This window comes from Enterovibrio litoreus (assembly GCF_045679545.1).
Lineage (GTDB): Bacteria > Pseudomonadota > Gammaproteobacteria > Enterobacterales > Vibrionaceae > Enterovibrio.
The window spans coordinates 752,701-770,523 of record NZ_CP166194.1 but is presented as its reverse complement, the minus strand read 5'-3'; the positions used below and the strand labels follow the sequence as shown (position 1 = coordinate 770,523).

Below are 17,823 nucleotides of genomic sequence, written 5' to 3'. Positions count from 1 at the left end.
GGTTCACTTACTTATGTGTCCTAGTGAGTGCTGGCTTGGAAGAAATCCTTTGCCCAATGCATGGAGCGAGGTAGCGCTTCAAAAAATTTCTTCTTCGAATGCTTATCAAACGATTCGTTGAACTTTTGGGTCAGTTTCGTTGCGTACAGTTCTGAACCATGCAAATTCAAATATGACAGGGCACTCCACATCAACAAGGCCGTGTTCTTGACGTCTTTGTCTGCCACTTTGAAATGGTCCACAAAGTAGTGGAGTGATTCCTTGTACTCAAATTTCACTGACTTTTGGGCCAATTGGCAACGCGTTCTGACTGACACGTAATAGCTCGACACCATCGGCAACTGGGTGTCTAAACCGAGTTGGTTGACCGCTGCAGCACCCGCAGGAACAACCGTGGCCTTTTTTGAGCGGGTAACGACTTTTACGACTTCTGCAGTCTCAAGCGGCAAAGGGCCGAAACGGGAAACTTTAGGACGGTAATAAGTACCATTAGTCAAACGAGCGATTTTCTTAGTGCTCACTAATCGTTGCAATGCCTTGCTGGCGGTTTGACGTTCATCGTGGGAGAGGCTGTATTTGCTCGCAACCTGATCCAGCGTAAACGGCTTCCCCAAGTGCAGGTGGCTGACATAACTAGTCACCATCTGCGAGATGTTGTGGGATACCTTCTTACTCGCGACAGATTGTTGGGTCATTAATTCTCCGACTCTAAATGTGAAATCAATTAACAGTGGCTGATTTCGTATAAATATGCCACACCTTGTCCAAAGCTGCCAGTCGACTTTGGACAAAAACACCCAACGTGTGTCCAAAGTTGACAGTAGGATGAGAAGCTGTGTTTAACGAGCACTTGTCTCAACTTGACAGCAAAACTCCACTTAACCCCATGTTTTAAATCTGAAGATACCTTCTCAGTGCTCCATTAATCGAAGCGATATTGGGGTTAGAAGAATCGCGGGAGCCTTCACTATTATTAAGGTGACCTAAATGCCACTAATATCGAAAGGGCTTCATAGAGTCATCTGATGGTAGCCTAAATGAACAATCGCCAAACCGATGATCAGGTAGGGAAAGCATAGAGCGCCGAAGAGAAGATATCCGCGTTTATCTTTGCTACCTTCTTCTACCTTTGATGCTCTGAACTCAGCGTAGTATTTTTCGACGATACCTGGGACCACATGAAGCATCGCGAAAACTGCTGCAGCTACAAATAAAATACCTATCGTGATGCCAATTATAGTTCCGTAAAACAATGGATCTTCTCTCGCCACTGGGAAAGACAGTTTGATCAAACCTGCAATGAAAACGAAGTATGCAAACGATTGAAAAATGTCCTTAACGAGATCTTTGTCGGTAATCACCTTAAACATAGCCAAATCCTTTCAACATCTCTCTAGTTGATATCTTGCCCCTTAAAGCTTGAGCTTTTGAGCTTTATAGCTGAATGAGCTGTACTTACGCTTCGCTTCCTGCCCATCCTTTTTAGCTTCATCTATTTGCCGGAGAAGCCTCTTTAGATAGCTATCCTTTTCATAGCAAAGGGCGTTATATCGAGTTTGTGCGACCTCATTAGCTCGGCTTGATATAGTATTTTCCAGCTCTGCTTCTAATGCTTCTATTCTTGTCGTGCGAGAATCGAGTTCCTTGCCTCTCAAGTTGGCAGCTGACAATTTCTCCTCTGCCTCCTTTAGCATGCTGTCGGCTTGTCTGAGTTTGGCTTCTCTCTCGTACATCTTGTGATTTGCGATTGCCACCTCCTGAGAAAACGCCTCTCGCTCTCGAACGATCGCGGCACGCTCATTCTCTGCTTTCAAATTGATTTCGTTTAATGCATTTCGCTTCCAATGATCCAACTCACGCCATGCATCTTGCTGCTTTTGATCGATCACTGCGCTATGGTTTTTGATCATATTGATCACGTCCTGGCCTGCGTGAATTTCTGCTCTTAGCTTATGGTACTTTTCTCTGGCATTTTTGTTTCTTTGCTGAATTTCAGCACTTTCTGATGAAAGCGTTTCAATTTTCTTTTCAATTTGAAAAACGTGAGCGGATAGCTCTCTTTTCTGTATCCTCAGCGAATCAATGGAAGGTTTAATGCCTATATACTCACTTTTTATTGCCATAAGCTTTTCCGCATCTGCTCGATGACATAGAACGCCAAAAACGCCAGAACAAAACAAAGAAAGCCATTTCGAACTAGCATCTTCCAAGACATTTCGAGCCCAATCTTCGGTTACCAATCCATCTTCAGGAAGGAGATATGTATCGATAGCGATCTCGATACAATTGAGCTTTTGAGCTTTGAGTTCAGAGATTTTTTGTTTGTCACAATAGTGGGTAACAGCTATCTCAATCAGAAGCTTCTCCCCTTCACATATGGCAATAACATCTGGAATTCTGGTGCCCTCCCGAGTTTCCAATACAACAGAGTCCAGCTCAAACCATCGAAGAATAGGTTCGATAGTGCCGATTGGAAGCAGCACTTTCTTATCCTTCGCGATGATGTATTTCGCCATTAAGTGAATATCAGTTTCTGGTGACCACTCGCAGTTTTGCGCCGTTTCGATATTGGGGGCATGAGCGAAGTGATGCGCTTTCTTTTCACCTTTTTTGGCAACCAAAGGCGTTCCGCAATCTGCACAGCTACAGTTGCAACCGAGCCCACTTTGCACATCTTTTATTGTAACTATGTGGTTATTTCCCAGTGGCCCAATGGCTGTCGTCATAAGTGGCTGATGCATATTTTTACTCTCAACTGTTATAGATAACCGCTGGTTTTTGAAGTGCATTTCTTCAGTCGATAGCCTTTAAATTAACTCACTATTTAAACTTCATGAGAGAAAGGTTATGGAGCCTGCGTGACGACTCACAGATGGTTATGGCAGTGCGTAGTGTGAACGTTGATGAATGTCGTACACATCATAGAATCAATGAGGCAGCCAATGCTGCCTCTGGTCGTATACATGTCACTTTAAAGCCCGCTCTATGATGCTTTTCGCCAGCTTAAAGTCTGTTGGGTTCAACGTCCCTGACTCGGCCTGATAGCGCAGCACCGTGCACATGTTGACGATAGATTCTGTTACCTCACTAAGTTCTATTGCTGATTTCTGGTCAACGTAAGGAAGGCCTGCAAGCTGAGTCGCTGCGTGATGGATCGCGGTACGGATTTCTGTAATAGTCGCCGTTGTCATGTTTCACCTCCTGATTAGGTGTTACGTGGTATCGCAGGCCGATGCTGCAACATCGGCCTGCACTTTTACTTACTTGTCTTTGTCAAATGCCCGATAACTGACTTTTCTGACCATCTTGATTAGTTGTTTCATGTCCTTGTATGACTTGTCTGCAATTGCGTCTCCATAGCCAGTGAGCTTGTTAGCAAGTCCTTCTAGCTTGCTTTTATCAAATACGGAGTGGAGCCATTGCCCCAACAGATAAAACGCGAGCATTACAAAGAACATCAAAATGAAAAAATTAATGAAATCAAAGATATTTTGAGGTGGGAAGTTCAGGAACATAATCATCTACTCCTTATCACTCGGTTACGTGCGCTTGATTAACAAAGCTGGCAATCTCTTCGTTACGTTCTCTTTGCCGCTCCTGAGAACGTGAAACAAAGCTTCGTAGGTCTGATGTGTGTTGAGTGGGGTTGCTGGCCTGCCACTGACCGTGGGCTTCTCTTGCATCCTCTTGTTGCTGAGGTGAAAGGGAATCAAAACCACCTGACTGGTCGACCCAGCTCGCTTCACCGATGCTGTTTCCTTCGAATTCGTCACCTGCATGAATGTCATTTAAAGAGCCGGCTACATCACTATTACGCTGAGCTGAGTTACTTCTAATTGCATCTGCTAGTCGGCCACCCGTCGTCCCGGACACGCTACTCTTGGCCATTGATCCCATGCCTTTAACTAGATTTCCTGCCGTACCTAAAGCGATTTGTCCTGCTCGTGATAACCCTCCGGCTGCTGAGCTTCCTGACGCCTCGGCGAATGCCGAACCGGAAGATTCCGACTGTTCCATTCCATCGGATGAGCTTCCAGCATCGAAACTCGCCGTATTGCCTTGAGAAGCCGCTGACTGTGCGCTTTTAAATGCAGCATGAATAGCCGAAGCACCGCCCATTGCACTCATAGCTGCTCCCGCTGCAACGCCCGTTACCATAGAGCCGCCAGCCAACGCTCCGCCAATAAATGAACCGGCACTAAAACTCCCTGCATTTACCGCAGAACCACCATGGGGAATAAGCCCAGCTACAACATTTGGAATGGAGTGAATGAGGAGCAATAACACCAAAGAGACAACAAAAATGACCAGCAGCTCGTCCATGGGGGCGTCATTGGATAGTTCGGCATAAAAACCATCCATTATTGATGTGGCGATACCTATCAACAGCGTCATTGTCATCAGCTTCAAGGCAACCGCGAGAACGGTTTTGAAGTAGTTAATAGCAATGTCTGATGTCCACTTAGAACCGCCAAAACCAAGGACAAAAACACCTGCGTAAATGAGAATCCAGGCCGAAATCAAAGCCAGTAAGACGTTCGCAGCCACCACTGCCATGCAAGCAAGAATGGCTAAAGTGATGAGGAAAATAGAAAGGTTATCGATAGGGCTTGCAAAGCTGTACGCTTCAGCGGCTTTAATAATGATGTCGAACGCAATGCTGATGGGTTCTGAGGGTGTCAGTTCTCTTGGCAACCCTCCGGCTTCAGCACCAATCATCCTTAGCGAATCAATGACAGAGTTCGCCATTGCAGGGCCATTGCGCAGTAGCCACAAGAAAAAACCAAACGTGATGATGAACCGTACAAATTCCGCGAAGAATTCCCTTATATCTGCTTGTTTTAGTACCAATGTTCCGCCAGTCCATACCAGGGAAATGGTTCCAAGCGTCCAAAAAAGCCAAGTGGCATAATCCGTGATGACGTCTGCCCAAGAGGCACTTTCGGTCAAAAATCTATGGGCGACCTCATCAAGCACACCGTTGGTCGAAATATCAGCGAGGGCGCCCCCAGGAACGAAAGACAGTGCCAGAAGAAACAAGAATCTCAATTGTATGCTGCACATAGTTAGAACCCCCTGTTTTTGCTTCTATCGGTAGGTTCACCCATGTCCCATAAACAGCTTCTAGTCTCGCTCTGCTCTTGGGTTTTGTCTTAATTGTTGCAATCGACATCCGTTGATTGTGGCTGTTCTTCACAACCAGCCAAGCTCATCAGCACAGCGAACACGCAACCAATCTTAGATACAAGTATCGGGTAACGTTTCATGGCTAGAAACCTCGATTTTGAGAGCGATCAGTTGGCGAACCAAAATCAAACAGCTTTGCACGGGCGGCCTCTTGCCTGGCATCCCTATCAGCGTCAGCTTGCATCTTTGTTGCCACAGCATTGTATTGGGCGGCCATCAAGCTCCGAATTTGCAGAAGCTGATTGGCCTGGTTACTGGCGAATTGATTCGCATACTGAATAGCAGCCAATTGTCCGTCCGCACCTTGAGCTTGGAGTTGAAGGCTTTCAAGGTTTTCGGCATCCCTTGCAAGCGAGTCAAACTGTAAGCTAACGCCTGTAATCACGGCTTGGTTGGCTTCATGTTGGCTGCGAGAAGATAGAAGGAGAGTTTCTTCAATGAGGGATTTTTCTGTTGCTGTACAACCACCCGAGCCATTAAAACAGGGAGAACTTCTGTAATAAGAAACGTTGTGAAACTTGCTCAGGTAGGCATCCAAGCTACCAAGTCGGTTTTGGTAATACCTCAGCGTATTCGTCGCTTCCACCATTTGGTTCATGGTGTAACTGGCACGATCCCAGATAAATGCAGCTGGGGCTAACGTATTTTGCAGCATGTTTTCGTTCTGCTGTAGTTGGGTTTGATACTGCTGGATCTGTTTTGCTGTCTGAGCGACGGCTTCAATCGTGCTAAGAATGTTTTGACTGAGGTTAGTGCCATCAATTACCGGGATGCCTCCAAAAGATGACGAAATAGGTGCAAGAATTAGAGATGTCGATAGTACGATTTTTTTAGCCGCTAAAATGAATACCTTTTTCATAGTGAGTCACCTTCTAGCCTTCGAAAATTTAGCCGCTAAAGTTCCGTGAGGTGAAACAAGATTCGCCATCGCTAATGACAGCTCTAACTGATTCTCCTCAACCATATTCAGTACGGCTCGCAATGTTGCGTGGTCAAAATGCGCAGTACGGGCATCATTTGAAAGCCACAACTTCAGCAGTCCGCCAAGTCGCCCCAAATCTCCATTAATGCGTGCGAGCTCTCTCACTGCACGAAAGTCCACCACGCTGGTAATCAGATATCCCTGCCCTACATCTCGTAAGTATTTAGCTGCACTTAATCCCGCCTTCTTCGCCTGTAGCTCGATACTTCTCTTCTCCGAAGGCAGGCAATAGACCTTGATAGGGGGGCTCGATTTTCGAGTAACTTTGTCTGTCATGCTTTCTCCTTTCGGCGGTAGCCGATTGCCTCGCAGAGCAAGATTCCGTTGAGCACGAAGTGCGAATAAGGTGACAGTGAAGTAGGAACCATCAACTTGTTGGTGGGCCTACTTCACCTATCCTGCCCGGTATTTCAACGACGGATTTATCTAGGAAAGCTGTGTACTCCTTTGTGATTCTTCAAGTATTTGTCGGTATCTCTGCGCATTTAGCTGTTTAATGCTGTGTAAACCTGACCTTTAAAGAGCTATTGGGAGCTTTCACCATTCGCGGTCCCAAGCATTAACGAGCCTCTATACGCCAAGAGAAAATGCCCGTTATCCACATTTTCACTCGCTCAACTACAGGTAATTTATTTTTATATAGGTATAACTACAGGAAGAACTACAGGAGGGTTCTGTAACCTCATGTTATTAAATAATTTATAAGCACTCCGCGGGACAGAACATGCGCACTTCCGGGACAAAACATGCGTACTCCGGGATAGAACATGCGCACAATTCACCTCAAAAGCGGGACAGAACATGCGTGGATAACTTTCCAAATTCCCAGCCTTACTAACATCGAAAACACCTGCCCCCGATAGCAACCATCGATTAAATTTCATATTCAACCTTTCGCTTCATCAATCTAGGCACCTGAGGAGAACAAGGCTTTAAAAGCAACCCTCTTTCGCTGGGTGATGCATTTAACTCCGGCCAAGCAAATTGAACCTTCTGCAGCCCATCAAGGAACCTTTTTCTGAAGTCTCTGGAACCTTGTCGAGTATTAGGATAACCAGTACCTATTTGCTCCATCAGAGCCCCCCAAGGGATGACAGTGGCCTTCTTCAAATAGCTGACCCGATATGTCGCCCAACAATAGATATCCAAGGCTATGGGAGAACGTTTAATTAAACGCAACACTCGCATATCCAATGGCACTGGCTTGTCGGTTATTAATTGAAAAAACTTAGGAGACAGCTCAACCCAAGCTCCCCACAAAGAATTTTGCTCAGGCTGGTTTGTGCTCCACCAAATATGGCAAAAATCTGTGACCCTAGCTCCAGCGTCATTCTGAGTAACATATCCACCTTCCTCGCTATATTCGGTAATAATGGCGCTGATTGTGGTTTTAAAAAGCCGGTTCATCTGGTCACGCAAACGTCCGATAGACCCCTCTTTACCGCCAGTTCCTATCAACCCAAGCTCTGCCATAAAACCTCTCTGGGAGTGCCCCAGTTCGATCCTGTATGCTTCTTGCTGTGTAATGACTCCCTTATCCATCCTGGATTTGTTTCTTATTGCCTGCGTAGTCAACCAGACCAACAGCAAACGAGCATAACAACCATAAGGCAAGCCGACAGACGACGGTGCCATCATGTGCACCGTGAGATTTCCATTCTTACGGCTCCATTCATTCGATTTTGGTTTACTGTGGGGGATGGTTGCCTGTATCAAAAGTCGAGCAACAAACCCAAGTTCATTTGCATCCTTAGCACTGGACTCTTGGATAGCCACATATCTGTCGGTCGTCTCAATAGGAACCTTACAATGCCCACCCGAGGAAACCTTGCGACTGGCTGGTACCCGCGAATGAGTGTTAATAACATCTCTCATCGACAAAGTGACTCAGGGGTTACCAAATAAAACCAGGTCTTACGGCCTTCAAAGCAGACCTGCGTTTTTCCTCTATCCAGTTTTCAACCTCAGCTAAATCCCAAGCAACACTGCGGGTTGTCAGAACAATCCGCCGAGGGAACTCTCCACGCTGTTCGAGGTTATAGATGGTTCGATCAGACAAAGGGACCATGCTGAGTAAGGTCTTGCGATTTATCAGCGTTTTTTTTGTCATTGATGGATTCATAACCCTCTCCTTTTCAACATTCTTTGGTTGATAATGCCTGGAGCTGCCTGTAGGTTAGACCAATCATTGGACAAAAAAGTGGGATATGAAAAAAGTTGAATCAAAGAAGGATGCGTTAGAAAGACTAGGTCAGTTTTATATTCCTGTATGGGAGAATTCTGACAAGTCCGTGGCGAATGCCATTCGCATTTTTAGGGAGAAATGGCGCTCATACTCGGAAGAGTCTAAAAGGCACAACATCATAACCTTGATTAAGCAGGTGATTGATCCAGTGGTATCAGGATATTTGAGCAGCCTTCCAAACCAGTATTTGTCCTTTTGTCCTATCTCAAGAGAAAAGTGTCACTATAGCGACCTCATCAAGTTGAGAGGTTTTCGTTATGCAGCCGACCAAATTCATTTTTATTTACGCGACTTTGTTGATAAGAGTTCCCAGACAGAGCAAGACATACTGTTCATATCAACTCAAGATATGCTCAAATCATTGTTTATGATTTGTGAAGGAAAGAAACCTAATCGATCAAAACTAGCGCCTGATATCAACTTAAAGTCGGATAAAAAAACGCGACTGTGTGCATTGTGTGGAAACACAACAGAGTTTTCACAATTCATGCATACATGGACAAAGCACGGATATATTGAGAGAGAAAACAATGAGCGTAACAATGATGAAAAAGAAGGTAAGAAGAAGCGGCCGGATCTGAGTACGAATTATTGTATAAACCATCGCCCCAAGCTTCATGATGGTTCTTGGAATTCTCTATATAAGCAAGCCAAACGCTCTGCAAAACAATTTGAGCAAGAAGTCTTGAGACTGCGACGCCAAATCGCGCATCCAGACCGTCAAAACGCTAAGTCCGGAGATAAATTGATTGATGAGTACTTTTACTACTTCATGCTTGACTCTTCACTGGACCCAACTAATGTGCCCGAACTGCGGAATTTAGCCCGAAAGATGGTAGATTCTAGGCTAACGGACAATAAAAAACGCATGCTGGTTCTTCGTAGGCAAAACAAGTCTAATAAACAAATAGGTATAAAGCTGGGTGAAATCACAGGTAAGCCTTTGTCAAACCAGGCCGTTTCTAAAGCTCTAGGCTCTGTTCGGGAAGCATTTAAAATCTATTGACTATGAAAAATAACATTTTCCAAGCACAAGAGTTTAATAGAAAACACTTGAAAACCAATTGGGCTTAATTGGTGTCAGACCTATTAAAATAGATCTAACACCGACTATGTGTAAATTTAGAGCAAGCCAGATCGCTGATCTATTTCAGCATTCTTACCATAAAATGTATCTACACCGATAGTACTCGTAAGGTTAGATGGTATGTCTATATTTTCAACAATAATAAATTGACCAGAATTATTTTCACTTAAATACTTTAAGAAATGATAACTAACCTTTGTGTTAGATAACTGTTTCTCATCAGCATCTAGTTCTCCATATTTACTTTTTAATGGATCTCGATAGGTAACTAAAGGAGAATCTAAGATAATAATCCCTGGATGATAAATTCCTTTTTCCTTACAGTGCTGGAGAAGGGCAATCTTAAAAACTGAGTGCAATATAGCTCTAACTCCTTTACCATTTAGACTTCTTGGTTTTCCATCGATAACCACATCAAATGTCGAATAATCAAATGAAACCTCACTCACATCAGGAAAGTGAATTTCGTCCAAAATTTCCTTATATATTCTACAGAAATTATCAATAGCATCGGATTCAGGATAGAAGTCTGGCGATTTGTACTTTTTAGGCACTGCTGTAACTTCAGTTTCCTGAAGTCGCTTATAAAAAACACTTATGCGCTCTAGTAGCCGTATTTCAGTTGAAATCAGGTTTTTCTCTTTTGTACACTCCGATAATTCCCCATCAATTATCGTAAGCTCAGGGGTTCTTTTTTCCACCTCATCATCCAACTCCTTTAATTTATATCTCAAACCACTAGCCTTTGAGTTATAAATATCAAGTTGAGATTGCAACCTCAATCTAGTTTCATTAAGCTCAGACAGCTTTAATTTTATCTTCTCAATTTCTAATTGAGAAAAGTTGCCTAGACTTTCAACGTCCTTCAAATCCTTGCATATGTTTTTAGGTGTGTTCCCACAGAACTCACATTGAGCATGATGCCCGATCCCTAATAAAAATGCGGCTTCCTCTTGAGAGCGCAACCTTTCGATATCACTTATATATACTTTCTCTAATGTTTCAAAATTCACTAGATTAGTTCTAATATTATTATTTCTTTCTTCAACACTAAATAACTCTAAAGCAGTATCTCTCTTTTCCTTTACTATTCCAGATAGAGACTTATTAATCTGACTCAGAGATTTTCTAAGGTCATCAATAGACGTTTCTAGTTTGACCTTTCTCTCTTGCAAGCTATCATAGCTTTCGTCCGGGAAACTCAGGTCAGACTTCAAAGTTTCTACAACTTCATTTAAAACATCTAACTGCCCTTTTTTCTCACTTTTAAACTCTTTACCGCGAACAACTGTTTTTATATTAGAGTCATCTCTACCAGTCAAAAGAAACTTAAAGACATTTTTGTTCTTACTATCCTCACTAGTATCACCAGCAACTATTGGAGAGTTTGAGCTAATTATTTTCTCTTCGCTTGAAAAAAATGTTCTTGATAGTAAACGTATAGATAGAGCGCTCTTCTCACCATACAGGTTTGATGAGATTTCCACATTCCTTAAACCAGAAAGATAAAAGTCACTTATGTTTTTCACTGACTTTGTTTCTTTTCCATGTTTAAAATAACTATAGAATTTAGCTTCATCCTTAGAATCGATAAGGTCATGATAGACCTCAAAAGAATCAGAAGGCCACTTTCTAAAAACTGTATAAGGTTCGCCATTCAAGTGAATTTGCATAGCTACTTCACTATACCTTTCACTCTCAGGTTTAACTTCTTTTAGCCCCTCAGAACCAAGCATATAATCAATAGCTTCGATTAAAAGTGATTTACCCGTATTAGAAGCACCATGCACTATATGAAGATGATTGGAAAAGCTTATAGATGCATTTTCGTTATCATCTATAAAGAATATTTTTTTAATATTAATTCCAGAATTCATCAAAAAACCTTATCTACTAAAGTGATATTTAACTCTTCAAATCCAGTTTTATTTATCTCTTCTGTTAACCAGTTAGAAATTCGTCTCAATGATAACGAGTAGTTACTTCGCATTAACTCAAGATAAGGACTGGCATTTTCTGACGCCTTATAAGCTATACCATTCTTAGTATACTCAACCTCAATAAGGCCAAACTTCTTCATAAGGTCGAGTCCAGTTCTAACTTTTTCTCTGCGAGAATAATACTCGCCATTTCTATTTGGGGTATTTGGGTGCAGACTATCTGGCCCACCAAAGTCACCAGAATGTACGATAATAAAATCAACTTTCATTAATCCATCAAAATCCATACTTCTAGGAAAATATGAATCTAGAAAACATACTGTCCGCACACCAGCCTCTAGAGGGCTATTAAAAACGTATGAGTTAGACATTATTTCTTCCTCCACTCTAGCTTATCCTCATTAGCAAACTGGTGACAGTATCCCTGCTTGACGTCAATCTTTCCATGGATGGCTAATTTCCCAGACGGCTGCAACTTTCCAGCCTCAGACAGAACATTACACATTCGGTAAAATGAGTTTGAATAATCTAGCCTCAGGGCTGGTTTTATACCTTTTAATATTTCTTTCTCGAAGTTTTCTAAAACATCATCTACCATGTTATCCCGATAGAAAACACGAAATGCTTCAGCACTGTAGAATCGCTCTCTCTGCTCTGTAAAGTCTTCTTCAAAATCTTCATGACCTATGATCTCTTCAGGCTTTGAGTATGATTTTTTATCGTGGTCACTATAAGTATCTAATATTTTATTTACATAGTTAAATTCATTTTCATCGATACTTAAAGGAACTTCACCGGAAGGAGCACTAGGAAGATCTCCTCCATATAAATCTACTAAAATTGCTCTAAACTTCGAGTCATCAACAATATCATCTATTCCAATAATACTAACACTTGAGAAGTCATATTTTGAAATAAAATCTTTCAGATCTGATGTTAGTAATATTTTCTTACCATCGATAATACTATCTTCACAGTACTTACTCCATTTTTCGATCAATTCAAACTTAAGTTTTGATGGATTTAAAATCCAATTCCTTAAATTTCTATTGATACCCTTAGGTGCAACAAAGTAATAGTTTCTAGGTGCTGAAAACTCTCCTAAGTAAGAATAATAAAGGACCTTTCCAAGTTCGTGCATTCCTTTATCTGTAGGGACGGCTTTATTGTATTGCTTACATTGATAATTATCCCAATCTCCCTCAAACTTCCCTGGAGAGCAAAAGCCGATTACATCACATCCTCGGTCACCTGCTCCAGCAGGCCTATGCACTGAATGATACTCACTTGACTGAGCCTTTGCCCATTTTCTAACCAATATCTCAAGTTCGTCCGCATTCAATGATAGAATGTAACGGGTGTAATCAAATATGTTCACAACTCTCGTCCCTCTTATTAATCACACGGACAAGTCTATTTCTTACTGAGTATTCCATTTATCCTCAAATCAACCTTATGAGATCAAACTGATGAAGAAATTACCAAAAGCAATCATACCATTAAAGTTGTGGTTTTTTATTTAAGCCATAAAATAAAAATCAAAAAGTAGATTATTGAAGTATTTTTTGGATTAACACATCATTTTTGCTACAGATTTAATTGTTAAACACTAGTTCTTTCGTATATATCAATCAAACCTTTTATAATCTAATTTGCCCATTCATCAATCATGTCAGCCCAGTCCTGTAACATTGCTGCGCGTTGATCTCGATATTCAGCTTTGTTGTAAACTGCCCTCACCCCTTTCTGTTCGTGCGCCAGTCATTTTTCTATCCAATCCGTGTTGTATCCAGCCTCATGGAGCAGAGTGCTTGCGGTTCTGCGAAGATCATGTGGCCCAAACTTATTGAGCGACTGACCGTCTTTCTGTGCTGCTTTATAAGTCAACGCCAGTACGCGGTTCATCGTCGCACTGCTCATTGGTGCATCCGAGTCATATCGAGAAGGAAGAATGTAGTCAGAACCACCTGCAAATGTCTTCAAGGCGATCAGAATGTCCATCGCCTGGCGTGACAAAAATACCAGGTGAGGATTGCGACGTTTCATGCGTTCTTTGGGGATCGTCCACAGTGCTTCACTAAAGTTAATTTCGTTCCAGGTTGCATTGGTTAGTTCGCTTTTGCGTACCATCGTCAGCAAAAGCAACTTTACCGCAGCACGAATCGATGGAGTTGTGCCAACCTTTTCCATATAGCGGTACATAAGCCCAATCTCAGCTGGTGTTAGCGTGCGATCTCTTGGTTCAAATCGAGCAATGCTTGCAGGCCTGACCAAATCAGCAGGATTATCTACTTTTTGGCCGCGCTCAATCGCCCAGCGATAAACCTGGAGTACAATCTCACGCGTATGCACAGCTGTGGCTGGTGCGCCTCGAGCCACAATGGAGTCAGTCAGAGCTCTCAGGTCTTCATGAGTGATCTCTGTGAGCTTCTGATTACCAAATTTTCCCTCCAGCTCTCGCGCATAGACAGACCGGCGCATGTCTCACGTGGAATCGGCCATCTGATAGCCTCGTAACCATTTTTGTGCCCATGCACCAAACGTCTCAGCCCCTTTCGTCCTGGCTTTCGCACGAGCCTTCTCTTTGGCAGGAGATTTCCCATCTACGACCATTCTCTTCGCTTCATGAAGCCGCTCACGCGCTTCTGCTAAGGTAATCCCTCCAACGCCATATCGACCAAACGTAATGGTCTCTTGCCTACCATTAATTGAATAGTTGTATCGGAAAGAAACAGATCCTGCAGCTGTAACGGCTACGTAAAGACCATCGCGGTCATTTACTTTATAAAGTTTGTCTTTAGATTTGAGATTGCGGAGCTTGGTATCGGTGAGCATGAATCGGCCTCTAGTTGTTCTTTGATACCATGCTGGAAAACTCATCAAAAACTAGAAATTAATCATTAATAAACAGATAGATATAAAAATTTAATACCATGCACTACTAAAAATACTCAGCATGGTATCAGGCGTGAACCATGGTATTACCGATGAATCATACCCACCAAAATACCACGGTCAAACCGTGCTTGACGTTGCCAGACATTGCCAAAAAACACCAATCTAAAAACAAAAAAAGTCCGCAATTACGCGGACTTAGGTGTGGTTTATTGCCTGTTAGTGCCAGACACTTCCTAATGGAAGATTATTCCCACTCAATCGTCGCAGGTGGCTTACCAGAAATGTCGTAAACTACGCGGCTGATGCCGTCGACTTCATTGATGATACGGTTTGATACCTTACCCAAGAAATCGTATGGCAGGTGTGCCCAATGCGCGGTCATGAAATCGATGGTTTCAACGGCACGCAGAGAAACAACCCAATCGTATTTACGACCATCACCCATTACGCCTACAGAGCGCACAGGCAGGAATACGGTGAATGCTTGCGACACTTTGTTGTAAAGGTCTGCTTTGTGCAGCTCTTCAATGAAGATAGCGTCTGCACGGCGCAGCAAATCACAGTACTCTTTCTTCACTTCGCCAAGCACACGAACACCTAGACCTGGGCCAGGGAACGGGTGACGGTAAAGCATGTTGTACGGCAAGCCCAATTCCAGACCAATCTTACGTACTTCGTCTTTGAACAGCTCTTTCAGTGGCTCAACCAAGCCCATTTCCATGTCGTCAGGCAAACCGCCAACGTTATGGTGAGATTTGATCACGTGTGCTTTACCGGTCTTCGAGGCCGCAGATTCGATCACGTCTGGGTAGATAGTACCTTGCGCTAGCCACTTAGCATTTTTCAGTTTCTTCGATTCTTCATCGAAAACATCAACAAACACGTGGCCGATTTTCTTGCGCTTGGCTTCTGGATCTGCGATGCCTTCTAGCGCATCAAGGAAACGATCTTCTGCTTTCACATGGACAATCTTCAATCCGAAGTGATCACCAAACATCTCCATGACCTGCTCACCTTCGTGAAGACGAAGCAAGCCGTTATCGACGAATACACACGTCAGCTTGTCACCAATGGCACGGTGAATAAGCATTGCAACTACGGAAGAATCGACACCGCCAGACAAACCGAGGATAACTTCGTCATCACCCACTTGTTCTTTGATACGTGCAATCGCATCGTCAATAATTGACGCTGGCGTCCACAGCTTTTCACAGCCACAGATGTCCATCACGAAACGCTCCAGCATGCGATGGCCTTGGCGAGTGTGCGTCACTTCTGGGTGGAATTGAACACCGTAGAAGCGCTTTTCTTCATTGGCCATTGCTGCGAATGGGCAAGTGTCAGTCGATGCTACCTTCACGAAATCAGAAGGAATTTCGACCACTTTGTCGCCGTGGCTCATCCATACATCAAGAACACCCAGACCTTCTTCATTGATCGCGTCTTCAATGCCTTCGAACAGGCTGCCAGGGTTGTCGAGAACCACTTTCGCATAGCCAAATTCACGCTCAGTCGAGCCTGAAACTTTACCGCCAAGCTGCTCTGACATGGTTTGCATGCCATAGCACACACCCAAAACAGGCACACCTGCAGTAAATACGTACTCAGGGGCACGTGGAGAGCCCGCTTCTGTGACGCTCTCTGGGCCACCAGACAAGATGATACCGTCGGGATTGAAGTCACGAATATCCTGTTCGTCTACGTCCCAACCCCATAATTCACAGTACACACCAATTTCACGGATACGACGCGCGATAAGCTGCGTGTACTGTGAACCGAAGTCGAGGATCAGAATGCGTTGGTCGTGAATATTTTTGGTCATTTCAGATTTTCTCAAAAGTCATCAAATTAAGGGGCATGAAGCCCCTTCAAAAATTATCGTCGTTATTACTGGCCAGTACGGTAGTTAGGCGCTTCTTTGGTAATCGTCACGTCGTGTGCATGAGATTCGGTCATGCCTGCGCCAGTGATACGGACAAACTCTGCTTTGGTACGCAAGGTTTCAATCGTTGCAGAGCCCGTTAGGCCCATACAAGAGCGCAAGCCACCCATTTGCTGGTGAATAATTTCTTTCAAGCGGCCTTTGTAAGCCACACGGCCTTCAATCCCTTCAGGGACAAGCTTGTCTGCTGCGTTATCTGTCTGGAAGTAACGGTCAGATGAGCCTTTAGACATCGCGCCCAATGAACCCATGCCACGGTATGATTTGTATGAACGGCCTTGGTAAAGTTCAACTTCACCGGGAGACTCTTCCGTACCTGCTAACATTGAGCCAACCATCACACAAGATGCGCCAGCCACGATAGCCTTACACATGTCGCCTGAGAAACGGATACCGCCATCAGCGATAACAGGAATACCATTTTTATCAGCCACTTCCACTGCATCAGAAATTGCAGTGATTTGTGGAACACCCACACCCGTTACAATACGCGTGGTACAGATTGAACCTGGGCCAATGCCCACTTTTACTGCGTTAACGCCAGCATCGATCAGCGCTTGAGCACCTGAGCCTGTTGCGACGTTACCGCCAATGATTTGTAGATCTGGGAAGGCTGCACGAGTTTCACGAATACGCTGAAGAACGCCTTCAGAGTGACCGTGAGAAGAATCAATCAGCAGTACGTCAACGCCCGCTTCAACCAGTGCTGCAACACGTTCTTCGTTACCTGCACCCGCACCAACAGCAGCACCAACACGCAAACGGCCTTGCTCGTCTTTACATGCATGTGGCTTACGCTCTGCTTTTTGGAAATCTTTTGCAGTGATCATACCGCTTAGGTGGTGGTCATCATTCACAACCAGCACTTTCTCAACACGGTGTTTTTGCATTAGCTTTTGCACTTGCTCAGGGCTTGCGCCCTCTTTCACTGTTGCGAGACGCTCTTTGGGTGTCATCACTTCGGCCACTTTCAGGCTCAGATCTGTCACAAAGCGAACATCACGACCCGTGATAATACCGACCAACTCGTTAGTCTCAGTCACCACAGGGAAACCCGCAAAACCGTTGCGCTCTGTCAGTGTTTTCACATCTGCAATAGTTTGGTCTGGAGTCACAGTAACAGGATTAGACACCACACCGGCTTCGAAAATCTTCACTAAACGAACTTGTTCAGCTTGTTGCTCGATGGTCATGTTTTTGTGGATGAAACCGATACCGCCTTCCTGAGCTAACGCAATCGCGAGACGGGCTTCTGTCACTGTGTCCATCGCCGCTGAGATCAGAGGGATGTTCAATGAAATAGTTTTCGTCAGTTGAGCGCGTAAGTCGGCAGTGTTTGGAAGAACTGTGGAATGTGCTGGAACCAGCAATACATCATCAAAAGTTAGTGCTTCTTTAGCTATTCGTAACATTGCAATATCTCACGCCAAAATTAAATACGGGGGACTAAATATTGCCGCCGCATTATACTGATGACGCAAACGTTTGGCTATAGATTTTCACGAAATCGTTTGGCATTCATTTTTTGCCCCAGTACCATGA

At 43.8% G+C, this 17,823-nt stretch carries 15 protein-coding genes and 2 pseudogenes; 1 reads left to right on the top strand and 16 read right to left on the bottom strand.

Annotated features, from left to right (window positions below; all coding sequences use genetic code 11):
- Positions 1-20 precede the first annotated feature (20 nt).
- The 10 genes and pseudogenes from AB8599_RS03275 to AB8599_RS03230 all read right to left on the bottom strand — a co-directional run bounded on the left by AB8599_RS03275 (position 21) and on the right by AB8599_RS03230 (position 8,291).
- Entirely contained in the window at positions 21-695 is a 675-nt protein-coding gene (locus tag AB8599_RS03275; RefSeq protein WP_407332384.1) for a DUF6088 family protein, read from the bottom strand.
- 315 nt (positions 696-1,010) lie between these two features.
- A complete protein-coding gene (locus AB8599_RS03270) occupies positions 1,011-1,370 on the bottom strand; it encodes a hypothetical protein (protein WP_407332383.1) in 360 nt (119 codons plus the stop codon).
- A 42-nt stretch (positions 1,371-1,412) separates the two neighbouring features.
- Positions 1,413-2,741: a competence protein CoiA family protein gene (locus tag AB8599_RS03265; protein WP_407332382.1), complete on the bottom strand. Its 1,329-nt coding sequence runs from the start codon at positions 2,739-2,741 to the stop codon at positions 1,413-1,415.
- A gap of 225 nt (positions 2,742-2,966) precedes the next feature.
- Positions 2,967-3,191 (bottom strand): type I toxin-antitoxin system ptaRNA1 family toxin, encoded by a 225-nt coding sequence (locus AB8599_RS03260; protein WP_407332381.1) that lies wholly within the window; start codon positions 3,189-3,191, stop codon positions 2,967-2,969.
- Between the two features lie 69 nt (positions 3,192-3,260).
- Positions 3,261-3,515, bottom strand: coding sequence for a hypothetical protein (locus AB8599_RS03255; RefSeq protein WP_407332380.1), 255 nt, complete (start codon positions 3,513-3,515; stop codon positions 3,261-3,263).
- A gap of 268 nt (positions 3,516-3,783) precedes the next feature.
- Positions 3,784-5,064, bottom strand: a pseudogene (gene trbL, locus AB8599_RS03250) (P-type conjugative transfer protein TrbL); the annotation flags it as partial.
- Between the two features lie 205 nt (positions 5,065-5,269).
- Positions 5,270-6,046: a P-type conjugative transfer protein TrbJ gene (gene trbJ, locus AB8599_RS03245; protein WP_407332379.1), complete on the bottom strand. Its 777-nt coding sequence runs from the start codon at positions 6,044-6,046 to the stop codon at positions 5,270-5,272.
- Positions 6,047-6,052: 6 nt separating this feature from the next.
- Positions 6,053-6,445: a conjugal transfer transcriptional regulator TraJ gene (gene traJ / locus AB8599_RS03240; RefSeq protein ID WP_407332378.1), complete on the bottom strand. Its 393-nt coding sequence runs from the start codon at positions 6,443-6,445 to the stop codon at positions 6,053-6,055.
- 597 nt (positions 6,446-7,042) lie between these two features.
- Entirely contained in the window at positions 7,043-7,945 is a 903-nt protein-coding gene (locus AB8599_RS03235) for a replication protein RepA (protein WP_407332377.1), read from the bottom strand.
- 118 nt (positions 7,946-8,063) lie between these two features.
- Positions 8,064-8,291 (bottom strand): helix-turn-helix transcriptional regulator, encoded by a 228-nt coding sequence (locus AB8599_RS03230; RefSeq protein WP_407332376.1) that lies wholly within the window; start codon positions 8,289-8,291, stop codon positions 8,064-8,066.
- Between the two features lie 85 nt (positions 8,292-8,376).
- Here AB8599_RS03230 and AB8599_RS03225 point away from each other — a divergent pair, with 85 nt between their 5' ends.
- Positions 8,377-9,420, top strand: a complete 1,044-nt coding sequence (locus tag AB8599_RS03225) for a transcriptional regulator (protein WP_407332375.1) — start codon at positions 8,377-8,379, stop codon at positions 9,418-9,420.
- Positions 9,421-9,536: 116 nt separating this feature from the next.
- On the opposite strand, the gene AB8599_RS03220 is transcribed toward AB8599_RS03225, so the two are convergent.
- The 6 genes and pseudogenes from AB8599_RS03220 to guaB all read right to left on the bottom strand — a co-directional run bounded on the left by AB8599_RS03220 (position 9,537) and on the right by guaB (position 17,693).
- Positions 9,537-11,378, bottom strand: a complete 1,842-nt coding sequence (locus AB8599_RS03220; protein WP_407332374.1) for a hypothetical protein — start codon at positions 11,376-11,378, stop codon at positions 9,537-9,539.
- A complete protein-coding gene (locus AB8599_RS03215) occupies positions 11,378-11,812 on the bottom strand; it encodes an ABC-three component system middle component 2 (protein WP_407332373.1) in 435 nt (144 codons plus the stop codon). Before AB8599_RS03215 ends, AB8599_RS03220 begins: the two co-directional genes overlap by 1 nt.
- Positions 11,812-12,819: an ABC-three component system protein gene (locus AB8599_RS03210; protein ID WP_407332372.1), complete on the bottom strand. Its 1,008-nt coding sequence runs from the start codon at positions 12,817-12,819 to the stop codon at positions 11,812-11,814. Before AB8599_RS03210 ends, AB8599_RS03215 begins: the two co-directional genes overlap by 1 nt.
- Positions 12,820-13,088: 269 nt before the next feature.
- A pseudogene (locus AB8599_RS03205) lies at positions 13,089-14,276 on the bottom strand (tyrosine-type recombinase/integrase).
- Between the two features lie 307 nt (positions 14,277-14,583).
- Complete coding sequence (guaA, locus tag AB8599_RS03200) at positions 14,584-16,161, bottom strand: glutamine-hydrolyzing GMP synthase (protein WP_407332371.1); 1,578 nt, start codon at positions 16,159-16,161, stop codon at positions 14,584-14,586.
- A gap of 65 nt (positions 16,162-16,226) precedes the next feature.
- Entirely contained in the window at positions 16,227-17,693 is a 1,467-nt protein-coding gene (gene guaB, locus AB8599_RS03195) for an IMP dehydrogenase (protein WP_407332370.1), read from the bottom strand.
- Positions 17,694-17,823 lie beyond the last annotated feature (130 nt).